The following is a 13,675-nucleotide window of genomic DNA, read 5'->3' as shown; positions in this document are numbered from 1 at the left end:
AACTTAATTTGTTTTTATATCTCACATAATTTTGGTATATTAATAGCTGCTGTCTAAACCTTCAAAAGGTTCTACTAAAACCCATTCCCCTTTTTCTACACGAGTACAGTTTTCAGGTAAAACAATAAAACAATTGGCAACACTCATGGAACTCAATAAATTAGAATTTTGTCGTCCAGTAGAGCGTACCAGCAACATGCCGCTGTCATCGTGACTGAGAATACCGCGTTGAAATTCCACGCGCCCTGCCTCTTTGGTCAACACACTGTCGCAGCGCACTTGAAAACGAACGGGAGGAGAGACAATTTCACCCATCATGCGCCGTAATGCAGGACGCACGCATTGGTAAAACGTTCCCATCACGGCGACGGGATTGCCCGGTAAACCAAAAAAAATCGCCTCCTTAATTTTCCCAAAGCTCAACGGTTTGCCTGGTTTCATGGCGATTTTCCAAAAGGCAACTTCTCCGATTCGCCGCAGTGTTTCTGTCACATAATCGGCCTCTCCCACGGAGACCCCACCCGAACTCACGATAACATCATAATGCGTTGCTGCGGACAATAAGCAATGTTCAATATCATGTGGCACATCCCGAATGACACCCAGATCACTCACTTCCCCTCCTAAGCGTCGCAACATCGCACCAAGCGTATAACGATTGCTGTCATAAATTTGGCCGGGGCGCGGTTTTTGTCCCAACGCACACAATTCATCCCCCGTAGAAAAAAAAGCCACCCGCAACCGTCGTGTGACTCGGACTTCTGGTACACCCAACGACGCAAGTAATCCAATATCGGCCGGAGTCAAACGTTTACCTTGTGCGACAATTAAGCTGCCCATTTGTACATCACTCCCCGCGGCATTGACAAATTGCCCTAATGTCACATTAGAGAGGTCAAATTGAATTTTGTCCCCCTCTTTTTGTACGACTTCTTGCATCAGCACTGTATCTGTGTCATCGGGTAAAACACCGCCTGTAAAAATACGGGTACATTGTCCTTGTTTTACTTTTTCGGTGTAGGGATGCCCTGCCAAAGACTGTCCCACCACCTGTAAATGCGCTCTGCCTTGATCGGGGAGCGAGTCACGCGCAAACGCATAGCCATCCATTGCCGAACACCGCGCCGCAGGCACATCAATAGGTGCGTAAACATCCATTGCCAGTACCCGTCCCAACGCCTCACGTATAGCTAATTGTTGTTGTCCTTGCACGGGCTGTACGGTCGAGGTGATGTGCGCAATGGCTTGTTCAATGGTGAGCATGGTGGGGTTGAGTCCTGTTGGGGAAACGTAAGAATAGGTTAAGATTAATCTTCGCTAGATGCGTAGATGTTTGCCAATATAACCCACGTAAATTTTACGGGTTTGATTATCTGGATAAAAATGGATTCTTAAATCACCTGTTTTAATATGTTGTTCAAAAATTTTTTTTTCACCATTAGGCAATCTAAATGTTCTTTCATCAGCATATTTATTTAATGTAGGTACGGATTCACCAGTGACATCTAATCCTTCTATGACTTTATTGTTATAAGCTCCGCCTTCTTGTTTCCATTTTTCTGCATAATTATTCAGTTTTTTTAAACGCTCAATGATCTGAAAAAAATGTTTTGATAAACCACAAAGTTCTAATTGTTGTTCCACTTGTTTAAGAAACTCAAGATGTGGAAAAAATTCTGCTCTTCTTTGCCATAATTCTTTGCTTTCTTTAAGGGAGTCTCTTTTTTTCTGTTCAAAGTAAGATTTATGAGCGGTAAAATGCTCAGGTTTAGACGAATGTTTAACTTTAACCTGTTCTGTTTTTTCATAGTCAATACGAAGAAGTGAAATAAAATCACAATCCCATATTTCTTGAGAATTAAAGCTCAAACATAAAGTATCTAATAAATAAGCCACTCCCAAACCTTGAGCAATAACGGATTCTCCATTTAACTGAAAACGAAATTCAGAATTTTCACTTTTTTCTTTTATATCAAATTCATCATCATGAATAAATGGAGCATCTGTTAAAATCTCCCTTATTCTATCTTTAATATCAATATTAACATCACTATCATTTAGATAATTTAAAAGCAGATAATTAGGCGCAAGTGGCAAATAATGAATACTATTAATTTCAGCAGGCAAACGTAAAGTTTTTAATCCAATTTCTCCAATCTTTTGATAAGTGCGCACAAAAGTTTCCAGCCCTTTTTTTGCATCATATTGATCGACAAAAGGATAGGATAATTCGTTTAAGATACAATAATCCAAACTCATAAAATTATTTCAACAACTCATCTAATTGTTTACCCCATTCATCAAAAAAACCATCAGGTCTTTCATCAAGGCGGCCATCTTGATCGAGATAAGGGCGAATAATTTGTGTGCAATGTTCTTCAGAATCTGCTTTTCTTTGAAAGAAAAAAATGCCCACATCATCAGGATCAATAATTTTCTGTTTAGTCGCCACCCGTACCCCGTTTAAAACGTGATCGCTGTGAGTTTCTATAAAAAGCTGTACACCTTGATTAGCGGCTATGGCAAATAATTTACCTAAAATAGCTTGCCCTTGTGGATGTAGATGAGATTCTGGATTTTCAATAATCAATAAATCACCTTTTTGAGCCGAAAGAATAGCCGTAATAATGGGTAAAACATAAGTTGCACCAAATCCTACATTAGTCGGTCTCATTTCTCCTGTGACATACTTACTTGCTTCAAATATATAGGAAAGACGAGAAAGTTCAAACTCCCGATATTTAGATGGATTAAGTTTGATACTGGGAATAATATGTTTTAGCCACGCATCAAGTTGATCCAAAAGCACTAAAGATTTTTCTTCAGGATGTGCCAAGCCATTTAAAAAAATAGGCTTTCTCTCATTTTCAGCGATAAAATATACTGTAAATTCTCCATGATTTCCCAATGAGCCTAATTCTTTTACATCATAAGCAGAAGAAGGAAAATAACTTTTTGGGCTGATTCGCTCTGCACTAAGATATTGAAATCGCTTAGAAAATAAAGACTGTTGCAATACTATATCAGATAACCCCGTTATCTTTACATTAGGCAGCAAATCAGAGTCATCATCTGCTTTAAATTCGGTGACTAATAAATGATTTTCTATCCATTCAATTTCAAATTTTAGGATATGACTATCCTCAATTGGATACATAGAAAACACATCTTTCCCTTTCCCCAAACTCAAATAATTGCCATTTAACAAAAGGCCTTTATCTTGCAATGTTTTTTGTAAAAAAGATTGTCTTAATAAAAGCAAAGATTGTAAAAACGTAGATTTCCCCATGCCATTTAAGCCAGAGAAAATATTAAGGGCAGCAGGATAAATTTCTGCCTCTTGAAACGCTTTAAAATTTTTAAGATAAATATAACGGATCATTATTTTTTATACTTCTCAATTAATGCTTCAATGGTGCTAAAGCGAGTCAATACTGAAGGTTTACTCGCTGTTCCTTCATAAGTGGATTTATAAAATTCACTGTTTTTGTCTGATTTGATGTCATTAAACGCTTTAATAAAGTTTTCTTTATTCTTTTTCAGCTTAGACAATGCTTCTGTATTTAATTTTCCCAGCAAAACACAAAGCACCTCAAACAATGCTTTATTAGGTCGTTTTTTATTTATATCAAGATCAGCATCTTTTATAAATTGCAATGCTTGCCAAAAAGCATTTTCTATATTCTCTAATTCAGATTGTTTTAATATAGAAATATGCTCCATCGCCTTATCAAGAAATTTAGCAAAAGGGGCTTCATATTCTGTATAAGGTTTATTATAAAAAGCAATATAACGTAAAATAAGTTCTCGATCTGCCATGCGGTCATTTTTGATTGGAAATAAAGCAGAAAAACGCGCATCTTCTGCCAATTTTTTTAAAAACTGGGCGGGTTTACCTCTATTTAAGGTGTTTCGTATCTCTTGAGCATTTAATACTAATCCTCCCGTATTAATTCTTCTAAAAAGGTCATATCTAATTTCTTTAGGCGTATTGGGTCTTATCAAGAAAGTGGTGACTTGATAACGATTTAATTTTAATTGTAAAAATTTCTCTAATTGATGATATTTTAGCCCTTTTAAATCCGTTAATAAAACTAATCCCGTCAATTCTAAAGTTTGATCTATGATAAATTCTTTAAATGCCGATAAACGTTGTAAACCATCTACCACTAACCACTTTTCTTCATAGCTGTTTTCAGATTCATGGCCGCTTTCAGAAGTATCAAAATAAAAAGCAGGGATAGGAATTCCCAATAAAACAGATTCAATTAAAAGACTTTTCTTAATTGGAGTCCATATTCCCGGATTGCGTTGAAATTCAGGGGCTAAATCAATAATGCCATCCTTAATCATCATGACAATAGTGGCTAGGCTGTTCTGTTCCGTTGCAATATTGATTTTTCTGGGATCAAAAGCAGGTTCATTACTATCTGAAAGAAAATCTTCTTCATCATCGGTATCATCTCTGGTGTCTTCTACATCTTCATTATCAATCATGCTATTTTGTCCTTAAAAATTTCGCTCACAACAACAGGCCTGATCCCCACCAGGCCTGTTTTTTCTACACAACAACTTTAACAAAACTCACTCAGGAGCGCACATCAATCTTGCGTGTTTGGGCGGCTTGTCGTTTGGGAATGATGATTTCTAATACACCGTGTTTACCTGAAGCGGAGATTCTGTCCGCATCCGCAGTGTCGGGTAAACCAAAACGACGATAAAATGTGCCACGTGTGCGTTCTACGCGCTTATAAAGTTTACGTTCTTCTGCGGTGTGTATGCTGCGTTCGCCGCGAATCGTCAACATGCCTTTTTCCATCGTCACTTCAATGTCAGACGGTGCCACGCCCGGTATGTCGGCTTGAATCACAAAACGGTCTTCTTCTTCCTTAATATCCACCGCAGGCACCCATGCACTGGTTGCCACGGTAGTCTCTTCGTCCGCTTCGGCAGGGTAATGAGAATAACTTTGATCTAAGTTTTTGTATAACTGATCCAACAAAGTCCAAGGATTGTGACGAAAACGAGATGCGTTCATTTGCAATACCCCCTGTATAAATGATGATCAAAATAAGCGACAACTGACGGGTATATAAGCGTGAAGTGTGCCGTTTCAAGACGGAAAAGAGGCAAAAAAAACGGCGACAAGCATTCATTCTCGTCGCCGTTATCAGATCGTTTACACTAATAAACCCATTAAGCTGAATGATGCACCAATTTGTGGTAAATCTGATCCTTCAGATGTACCCGTTTTTTCTTGAGTGTTTCAGCGTAAACATCGGAGACAGGTTCTACATTCTGTTCAATTTTCAAGATTTCTTCATCAAGCTCATGATATTCTTGATACATCTGTTGAAAATGTTGATCTGTTTCGCATAAGTTCTTAATAGAATCCCGATATTGTGGGAACTCTTTGACGATTTCATGATGTTCGCCAAACATAGGTCGCTCCTTTAAAAAATGGGTTGTTGTGTTGTTGAATTTAGAATAATCGGACGGGTTAGTTTAACAGTTTTTGCCGTGTGTTGTCGTTAAAAAATTCATAACTCTGATAAAAAGAATTACTGGTTGTGTTGCATCACATTGAGAAGGGCAGTATTAGAATCCGTTTCTACAAAATACATACGCATTTTTCCTTTACCTTTTGCATCAATTTCGCCGCGGTCTTGGGTTTTGAATTGTCCTTGAATAGCGGCGTAAGTGACGGAAGAAATATTAATTTTCATGGGTTCGGAATTAGCTTCCATACGAGAAGTGGTATTAATGGTGTCGCCAAATACATCATAAATATATTTTTTCACGCCCACTACGCCACCCACCACAGGCCCAGTATGAATGCCTACGCGAATTTGCCAAGAGATAGATCGTTGGGCGTTGCGTTGCTGCATGTATTGAATAATTTCCACCGCTGCCCGCACAATATTATAAGCATGTTGAGGATTTTCCTCAGGCATTCCACAAACGCACAAATAAGCATCACCAATGGTTTTAATTCGCTCACAATGATTGCGTTCCACAATATTATCAAAGGCAGTAAAAATATCATTTAACTCCTCAATTAATACTTTTACATCCAATTTTTCTGAGGTTTTGGTAAAAGACACAATATCAGAAAAAAACACGGTAACATTTTCAAATAATTCAGGTTCAGTTTTGCCAAATTCTTTTAAATCATTGGCAACACGACTGGGTAAAATATTCAGTAATAATTGATCTGATTTGGCTTTTTCTTGCGAAATTAAACTGTATAATTCCGACAACTGATGATGCGCTTTCTTTTTCACAATATATAAGTAAAACGCCACCATTGCCATGAGTAAAACAAAACCAAAACCAATCAAGAAACCATTACGCAATAAAGTTTGGCGTTCTAATTCTAACTGTTTAATATTATTTTCGCGTTGCAATAAAGCAATTTCTTGCGCTTTTTGCTCTGTTTCATATTTGGTTTGTAGATCGGCAATCGCTTTGCCACGATTTTCATCTAACAATTCTCTTCGTATTTGAGCCGCCTTTTTAAAGTAAAATAACGCCTTTTCATAATCATTATTGGCAACAAATAAATCAGAATAGTATTCACTGCTTTCTCTGATTAAATCTTTAGCCTCAATCTCTTCTGCAATTTTTAAAGCACGATGCAAAAATAATTCAGCTTGATCATAATCCGCTTTCAAAATAAATAATTTACCAATATTATTGGATACATTGACAATTTCATATTTGTTCCCTAGTTTATTTGCATAATCAAGGGTTTGAAAAAAGTAATTTATCGCTTTGTCATAATCACCTTGCTCTTTATACACCAAACCCAAGTTATTAAGCAATTTAGCAACGCCTTTATCATCTTCTAATTGCATGAGAATGGCCAATGTTTTTTCGTAAAACTCGGCCGCTTTTTCATAGTTTTTTGAAAAATAATAAACAATTCCCATCGCATTTAAAGATTCAGCAATTGCTTTGCGATCTTGTAATTGTTCGCGTAAAACTAAAGCCTGTTGATGATATTCTAAGGCTTTATCATAATTTTTCAGTATGTCATTAATCGTTCCTATATTATGCAATGCGTCGGCAATTCCCGCACGATGATCCAATTCTTGATAGGCACGCAAAGCATTTAAACCGTGTTCTAATGCCGCTTGGTAATTGTCCTGTCGCCACAGCGTCATGCTCATCCCTAATAAAGCCGCTGCAAATTTTTCTTTATCTCCTAATTTTCCTGCCAATACACTCACCTTTTCATAACTGGCTAATGCTTGTACATAAGAGCCTAAATCATAATGTAACTTGGCTAAAAAATAACTATTTTCCATAAACAACGCACTATCAGGCAAATGCAATTGTAATAATTCAGAGGCTTGTCTTTGTAAAGTTAATGCCGTTTGATTATCTTCTCTGATTTGGGCTTGTTGGGCTTGGCTCATTAATTGTTGAATCGAAAATAAAACATCTTCAGATACTTCTGTGTTGGCAGAGGCAGACATTATTCCAGAATAGAGTAAACCAATTAATATTGATTTCCATATCATAGTTATTTTTAACCACTTTAATAACGTTAATAAATTCAAAATCATATCCTTAGTTATTATTTATCGTTACGATAAATATTTATAATTCAAAAAAATACCCTGCCGCGAGTATAATATTAGAAGTTATTGATTTACTAATCTACGTTCGGGGCAGCACAGCCCACTTCAACACAGCAATAAATTCGCCATTCCACATAAGGAGACCCTATGCTTCCCAATCATACCACGATTACGCAATTTATTATTGAAGAACAACGCAGTATTCAAGGTGCCACCGGAGATTTTACCGGCTTGCTTACCGATGTGGTGTTAGCCTGTAAGACTATTTCCCATCTCACGAAAAACGGCGCATTGGTCAATGTATTGGGTAGTACTCAACAGGAAAATGTGCAGGGCGAAACCCAAAAGAAGTTAGATATTATTGCCAATACGCTCTTTTTAAAGGCGAATGAATGGGGCGGACATTTGGCCGCAATGGCCTCTGAAGAAATGGACGATGTCTATCAAATTCCCGCACAGTATCCCCGCGGTAAATATTTACTGGTTTTTGATCCCTTAGACGGTTCATCAAATATTGATGTGAATGTGTCGATTGGGACTATTTTCTCTATTTTGCGCTGTCCTGATCATGTAGAACAGCCCACCGTCAAAGACTTCTTGCAACCCGGCACGCAACAAATCTGCGCCGGTTATGCCGTTTACGGGCCTGCCACCATGATGGTTTTAACCACGGGTAACGGGGTAAATGGCTTTACTTTGGATCAAAATGTGGGCGAATTTATTTTAACCCATCCTAATATCAAAATTCCTGAAGATACCCAAGAATTTGCCATCAACAGCTCTAATCAACGCTTTTGGGAAGAACCCGTTAAACGTTATGTCAGCGAATGTCTGGCCGGAAAAACCGGCACACGAGATAAAGATTTTAATATGCGTTGGATTGCTTCTATGGTGGCGGAAATTCACCGCATTTTAATGCGTGGCGGAGTCTTTTTATATCCTTTAGATTCTAAAAATAAGGAAAAAGGTGGCCGTTTACGTTTACTCTACGAAGCCAGTCCGATGTCGTTTATTGTCGAACAAGCTGGCGGTTTAAGCACCACTGGCCGTCAACCCATTTTGGAGATTGTGCCAACAGATTTACATCAACGTGTTCCTGTCATTCTTGGATCGCGCCATGAAGTGCAACGCTTAATCGATTATCATCAAGCGACTTAAATTGTAGTTTACCTCGTTTTTTTGCAAGTCCATTTAAATCTATCGACAACACAAAATAAGGCTGCTACATTCCACGTTGTCACCTCTACTTTGATGGATTTAAAAATGGCAAATCAATATCCTGAACTTTTAGAATTACAAGAAACCGGCGACCGACGAGAAATGAAACGGGCTTTAGCGGTGAGAATGTCCCTATTGGGTTATTCTCGCCCGGCGGTGGCTGAAGTGTGTGGTTGTAGTGTGCAGTTTATTGATAAATGGAAAGCCGCTTATGCCAAATCAGGCATAAGCGGACTGAAATTAGCTTATAAGGGGTCTGAAGGCTATTTATCGGATCAACAACGAGAACACGTGTTGCAATGGTTGAATGCGTTTGACACGATTGCGGTTAGATCGTTAAAAGAATATTTAGAAAAAGAATGGGATGTGGTTTATTGTTCAGAAACCTCTTATGTGCAGTTGTTAGAGCAAGCTGGGTTTTGTTATGAAAAAAGTCAAAAACTCAACCCACAACGGCTGTGGCATAAAATGTAAAATAAACACGTTATTGAAATATTAAAGCTGATTTGTGTTTTTTCTAAAATTCACCTGTTTTTGTTTGACGATGCTTCACAACGAAAATCCTGCGGCGGATTGGGTTGTGGGTATCTTTTCCAGATGAGCCTGCATGGCCACGGCATGAATAGAGTGCGTGGGCGGGTGATTTCGTTCCAGACTCAGTAGGGTCTCATTAACCACTTCTTTTGCGGCTCTGGCGCATCTTTTACACTGTTTAGCGATGCCCAAATGGTTTTGCAGTTGCCGCACATTACACGCCACACCACTACAGACTGCTTCTCGAATTTGCCCATCCGTGACAGGCTGACATAAACAGATATACATTGACCAATCCCCTTAAAGAAAATCAAACCGCCAGAATCAAGACTCAAGTTCAACACTGGACTCAAGTATAGTTGTAAATAAGAATGATTGTCAATTACTTTTTTATCTGGTTTGAAGGGTCAATTTCGGAAAGAGTTGGCCACAAATCAGGTCATCAGGTATACTCCGCCTTGACATTGTGGGAATATTTTAATCATTGTCCGAATGGGTGATGACAGATTTCCAATAAAATCATTTTTAATGGCTCGGAGTGATAACACTGTGCATCCAAATCAGTTCCAATTTGATAAGCGGTGGCTTAATCAAGTGATAAATGAAAAAAATTTCATATCACTTGGGGTGATAACCCTAATTTTTTTATCTTTGATTGGTTTTGGGCAGCCCGCCAATGTCAATCTTGATCCATCATGGACTGCTGCGTTGGGGTATGCGTTTACTCATCATTGGCAGGCGGGAGTGGATTATATATTTACTTTTGCACCATTGGGGTATCATCAACATTTTCATTCGGCTTATTTACCAGAGCTTTTTAAGAGTTTTTTAATATTTCAAATCGTCATTTCTCTTAGTCTGTCAATTTTATTTTTATACGCTTTGCGTTTCATTAAAAGTGATTTAGACAAGATACTTTATTTTGTTTTATTGATCACAGTTTCTCTCGGCTGGCATTTAGAGCCTAAATATTTTCTTGCTTTACATATAATCTTTATTTTTTCCATTCACTTGCTTACTCGTTATGATTTTACGTGGATAAATTATTTTGGTTTATTGTTAGCCTTTTTGGCTCTGATTATCATTGGGATGGGGAAATTCACTTTTTTTGTATGGACTGGAATTGCTGTGACCGGCATTATCTTTATGGCTTGGTGGCAGCATTCTTGGAAAATTGCTTTAGTGATTCTGCTCAGTTTTATTTTTTTATTCAGTCTGGTATGGCTGATATTAGGACAATCCCTTGCCAATATCCCAATTTTTATCATTAATTCCATAGAAATCACAAAGGGTTATAGCGAGGCTATGTCTTTGGGTTATTTACCGACTCAATTATTCTATGCGTTAGCCATTTTTTTATGCTTTTTGGGATTGGTGGTGCTGAATATAGCAACGCAATCCAATAAAATGGCGGCCTTAGTGACTGGAACAGTGCTATTACTGAGTTTATTTTTAGCGTTCAAGGCAGGATTTGTTCGTCAAGGTCTTCATGTTCTAATATTTTTCCCCACTGCGCTGACGCTTGTTTTCTTGATGAATGACTATTCAAATGTTTCTAAGATTGTTTATTTAATACAACGAGTGTTGCGTTATGCCGTGGTGGTTTTTTCTTTGTACGGGGTTTTGATTTCTGGTGGGTTTGGAATTCCCCACCATGCTGAGAATTTTCTGGGTTTGTGGAATAGACGAGTCATAACCAATATAAACACACTAGCAGACTTACCTAAATTAACCCAACATTATCAATCGAGTTGGAATAATTTGAAAAGCCAATATGAATTGCCAGAAATGCGTAAAATTATTGCCAATTCTACGGTAGATATTTTTTCTTGGGATCAGATGATTATTTTTCTGAATAACTTTAATTGGCATCCACGTCCCGTTTTTCAAAGTTACACGGTTTATACGAAAAAATTAATGGACATTAACCAACAATTTTTCTTAAACAATCCTCCTGAATTTATTATTTTTAAACTACAGACTATAGACCATCAATTTCCACTTTTAAATGACGCAGAGTCCTACAAGATTTTATTGCAAAATTATAAGCCTGTTATAGAAGAAAAAGGGTATTTATTATTGCAATATATCGCAAAGCAACAAAGCACTTTTTCCTCGCCCATTTTATTAGAACAAGACATCAAGGAAGGGGAATGGCTTAATGTGGAACAATGGACGGATCAACCGTTTTTATTAACATTGGACATTGATAAATCTTTGCTAGGAAAGATTTACACCACGTTCTATCGTTTACCAGAGGTGTATTTAGAGACTAAGACTTCTGAGGAAAAGATATTGAGACATCGTCTTATTCCTCGAATGGCTGAAACAGGTTTTTTATATAATCCATTAATTCTGTCTCAACAGGATATTAATCAGTGGTACACTGGCGAAACACTGACTTCAGTTAATGAACTACGCTTAATCATTCAACCTGCGTGGATACAACGGTTATTTTCTCCAAAATTAGGTGTCAAATTGACGGCATTTGAGCGCGGGCAAAAATTGATGACAAAAACCAATTAAGCCCCTATTATCCCGACCAAATCATTTTCCCTGAGCGATCTAAACGATAACCGCGCAAAGATTGACTCAGGGCTTGCGTGGCGGGCGTTTGTAAAAAAGCTAAGAATTGTTGAAATAAATGCCGAAAATAAACCCCTCGATTTAACGCCACATCTATCGCTTCCCAATCCAACGCCATAAAAGTTAAACCTAATTCATGCGCCATCGCCCGACTGCCCACCGCAATATCGGCTTGTTGTGTGATCAATAAGCCGCCGACTTCGCGCACTGAGCGAGCTTCTGTGACGCGCGTTAATTCAGCCCATTTTACGTGATAGCGCGCCAATAATTCTAATAAAAACCATTGTGTACCAGAGCCTTCTTGACGTGTCACCCAATGCAAAGATTTTTGCAATAATTGCTCAATCGGTAATTGCGCATAATGCGCTATTTTAGGCGAAAATAATAAACCTTGTTCCCGTTCAAATAAGCGAATAATTAACCATTGCGAATGCTGCGGATATTGTTGAATTAATGCAGCATGACGTAAATGACTTTCTACACTCGGCCCCCAATGAATCACGGCCGCATCCACTCGCCGTTGCGCCAATAACGACAATCCCCATTGCACAGGGGTGGGATGATGTGCCATTAAGGCTTGTTCTTGCCATTCTGCACTTAATAACGCCACCATTCGATACAACAAGGGATCATCCGCCCCCGCAATTAATAAACGATCCGCAAAAACCCCCGCATAACTATTATCTAATAACCATTGATCAATTAATTCACGTGGAAATAACCATTTTCCTGTCACTTTTGTCGCAGGAATTTGCCCTTCGTTTAATAAAGAATAAACCTTTTTTTCATGCAGTTGTAAATAATCTGCAACTTGCTTGACGTTCAAAAAAGGCGGTAAAGAATCAAGCATACTGTTCATTATTCAATCATCCACACATTAAAAAGCAATAAGCTAAACATTTTAAACAGGAGAGGCATCAAAAATAATATTTTTTACTCCGTTATAAATTAAAAAATGCTGACCTTTTGCACGGGCAATCATGGTCACGCCAATTTCGGTGGCTAATTCTAAACCCATTTGCGTCACACCAGAGCGCGACAATAAAACAGGAATGCCCATATAAGCGGTTTTCATGACAATTTCAGAGGTTAAACGCCCTGTTGTGTAAAACACCATATCTTGTCCTGACCACTGATGTAACCACATTAAGCCTGCGATGGCATCAGCCGCATTGTGTCGTCCAACATCTTCTACAAATGCCAAAATTTCCCCCGCTCGACACAAGGCACAACCATGTACCGCGCCCGCTTGACGATACACTTCGTTATACTCTGCCAACAAGGCCAGTAAATGATACAAATAAGATTGCGTCAAGGTCAGCGCAGGCAAATGAATTTCATAGGTTTTATTAATACTACAACTGAAGACTGTCCCTTGTCCGCACCCTGTTGTCACGGTGCGATGTTGTAAACGTGCCTCCCAATTTTCGATGCCGCGTGCCGTTTTCACATCCACCCGCTCTCGCGTCCAATCCACGCATACTTCCACCAACTCATCAATACGCTCAATAAAACGCTGATTGCGCAAATAACCAATCGCTAAGGCTTCAGGGAACGTTCCCAGCGTCATCAACGTGACCAATTCGCGCCCATCAACAAATAAAGTCAATGGTGTTTCGCCCGCAATATTCACCTCACGCGCCAATCCACGCTCATCATACGCGGTCACGGCATAAGTGGGTTTTAAGCCAGCTTGGGTCATTTTGGGGAGAAAAGCGGCGGGGGGATTGTTCAACATCGCGGGTGTCATC

13 protein-coding genes are annotated in these 13,675 nt (G+C 38.6%); 3 read left to right on the top strand and 10 right to left on the bottom strand.

Annotated elements, in window-relative coordinates; all coding sequences use genetic code 11:
- Positions 1-39 precede the first annotated feature (39 nt).
- From moeA to TPSD3_RS15915, 7 genes are all read right to left on the bottom strand, one after another.
- Entirely contained in the window at positions 40-1,263 is a 1,224-nt protein-coding gene (moeA, locus tag TPSD3_RS15945) for a molybdopterin molybdotransferase MoeA (RefSeq protein ID WP_086489516.1), read from the bottom strand.
- A gap of 54 nt (positions 1,264-1,317) precedes the next feature.
- Positions 1,318-2,259 carry a hypothetical protein gene (locus TPSD3_RS15940; RefSeq protein ID WP_086489515.1) on the bottom strand — a complete coding sequence of 314 codons (942 nt, stop codon included), beginning with the start codon at positions 2,257-2,259 and terminating at the stop codon, positions 1,318-1,320.
- A 4-nt stretch (positions 2,260-2,263) separates the two neighbouring features.
- Positions 2,264-3,382 carry an AAA family ATPase gene (locus tag TPSD3_RS15935; protein WP_086489514.1) on the bottom strand — a complete coding sequence of 373 codons (1,119 nt, stop codon included), beginning with the start codon at positions 3,380-3,382 and terminating at the stop codon, positions 2,264-2,266.
- Positions 3,382-4,497 (bottom strand): DUF262 domain-containing protein, encoded by a 1,116-nt coding sequence (locus tag TPSD3_RS15930; RefSeq protein WP_086489513.1) that lies wholly within the window; start codon positions 4,495-4,497, stop codon positions 3,382-3,384. Before TPSD3_RS15930 ends, TPSD3_RS15935 begins: the two co-directional genes overlap by 1 nt.
- A 91-nt stretch (positions 4,498-4,588) precedes the next feature.
- A complete protein-coding gene (locus tag TPSD3_RS15925) occupies positions 4,589-5,038 on the bottom strand; it encodes an Hsp20/alpha crystallin family protein (RefSeq protein WP_086489512.1) in 450 nt (149 codons plus the stop codon).
- A 158-nt stretch (positions 5,039-5,196) separates the two neighbouring features.
- The gene (locus TPSD3_RS15920) at positions 5,197-5,442 is read right to left on the bottom strand and encodes an HP1242/YdcH family protein (protein WP_086489511.1); all 246 of its coding nucleotides are present in this window, start codon (positions 5,440-5,442) and stop codon (positions 5,197-5,199) included.
- 119 nt (positions 5,443-5,561) lie between these two features.
- A complete protein-coding gene (locus tag TPSD3_RS15915; protein WP_176329907.1) occupies positions 5,562-7,565 on the bottom strand; it encodes an adenylate/guanylate cyclase domain-containing protein in 2,004 nt (667 codons plus the stop codon).
- A gap of 168 nt (positions 7,566-7,733) precedes the next feature.
- Between TPSD3_RS15915 and TPSD3_RS15910 the strand changes: the two genes are divergently transcribed.
- Both TPSD3_RS15910 and TPSD3_RS15905 read left to right on the top strand, forming a co-directional pair.
- Positions 7,734-8,744, top strand: coding sequence for a class 1 fructose-bisphosphatase (locus TPSD3_RS15910; protein WP_086489509.1), 1,011 nt, complete (start codon positions 7,734-7,736; stop codon positions 8,742-8,744).
- A gap of 105 nt (positions 8,745-8,849) precedes the next feature.
- Positions 8,850-9,278, top strand: coding sequence for a helix-turn-helix domain-containing protein (locus TPSD3_RS15905; protein WP_176329906.1), 429 nt, complete (start codon positions 8,850-8,852; stop codon positions 9,276-9,278).
- A gap of 75 nt (positions 9,279-9,353) precedes the next feature.
- Here TPSD3_RS15905 and TPSD3_RS15900 read toward each other — a convergent pair whose 3' ends face one another.
- A complete protein-coding gene (locus tag TPSD3_RS15900) occupies positions 9,354-9,626 on the bottom strand; it encodes a (2Fe-2S)-binding protein (RefSeq protein ID WP_086489507.1) in 273 nt (90 codons plus the stop codon).
- Between the two features lie 339 nt (positions 9,627-9,965).
- On the opposite strand from TPSD3_RS15900, the gene TPSD3_RS15895 reads away from it, so the two are divergent.
- Entirely contained in the window at positions 9,966-11,864 is a 1,899-nt protein-coding gene (locus TPSD3_RS15895; protein WP_140048585.1) for a hypothetical protein, read from the top strand.
- Between the two features lie 7 nt (positions 11,865-11,871).
- Here TPSD3_RS15895 and TPSD3_RS15890 read toward each other — a convergent pair whose 3' ends face one another.
- Together TPSD3_RS15890 and TPSD3_RS15885 are read right to left on the bottom strand one after the other, a co-directional pair.
- On the bottom strand, positions 11,872-12,783 hold the full coding sequence (locus TPSD3_RS15890; protein ID WP_245391622.1) for a helix-turn-helix transcriptional regulator: 912 nt from the start codon (positions 12,781-12,783) through the stop codon (positions 11,872-11,874).
- Between the two features lie 42 nt (positions 12,784-12,825).
- Positions 12,826-13,674 carry a formate dehydrogenase accessory sulfurtransferase FdhD gene (locus tag TPSD3_RS15885; RefSeq protein WP_245391621.1) on the bottom strand — a complete coding sequence of 283 codons (849 nt, stop codon included), beginning with the start codon at positions 13,672-13,674 and terminating at the stop codon, positions 12,826-12,828.
- Position 13,675 lies beyond the last annotated feature (1 nt).

Origin of the sequence: Thioflexithrix psekupsensis (genome assembly GCF_002149925.1) — a bacterium.
In the GTDB taxonomy this organism is placed as follows: Bacteria; Pseudomonadota; Gammaproteobacteria; order Beggiatoales; family Beggiatoaceae; genus Thioflexithrix; species Thioflexithrix psekupsensis.
Note: the sequence above shows the minus strand (reverse complement) of the source record. Positions and strands in the feature narration are given on the sequence as shown.

Coding starts and splice junctions, on each gene's coding strand:
- TPSD3_RS15900 (WP_086489507.1), bottom strand. CDS start 9,626: ATGTATATCTGTTTATGTCAGCCTGTCACGGATGGGCAAATTCGAGAA.
- TPSD3_RS15940 (WP_086489515.1), bottom strand. CDS start 2,259: ATGAGTTTGGATTATTGTATCTTAAACGAATTATCCTATCCTTTTGTC.
- TPSD3_RS15925 (WP_086489512.1), bottom strand. CDS start 5,038: ATGAACGCATCTCGTTTTCGTCACAATCCTTGGACTTTGTTGGATCAG.
- TPSD3_RS15935 (WP_086489514.1), bottom strand. CDS start 3,382: ATGATCCGTTATATTTATCTTAAAAATTTTAAAGCGTTTCAAGAGGCA.
- TPSD3_RS15930 (WP_086489513.1), bottom strand. CDS start 4,497: ATGATTGATAATGAAGATGTAGAAGACACCAGAGATGATACCGATGAT.
- TPSD3_RS15905 (WP_176329906.1), top strand. CDS start 8,850: ATGGCAAATCAATATCCTGAACTTTTAGAATTACAAGAAACCGGCGAC.
- TPSD3_RS15910 (WP_086489509.1), top strand. CDS start 7,734: ATGCTTCCCAATCATACCACGATTACGCAATTTATTATTGAAGAACAA.
- TPSD3_RS15890 (WP_245391622.1), bottom strand. CDS start 12,783: ATGAACAGTATGCTTGATTCTTTACCGCCTTTTTTGAACGTCAAGCAA.
- TPSD3_RS15885 (WP_245391621.1), bottom strand. CDS start 13,674: ATGACACCCGCGATGTTGAACAATCCCCCCGCCGCTTTTCTCCCCAAA.
- TPSD3_RS15920 (WP_086489511.1), bottom strand. CDS start 5,442: ATGTTTGGCGAACATCATGAAATCGTCAAAGAGTTCCCACAATATCGG.
- moeA (WP_086489516.1), bottom strand. CDS start 1,263: ATGCTCACCATTGAACAAGCCATTGCGCACATCACCTCGACCGTACAG.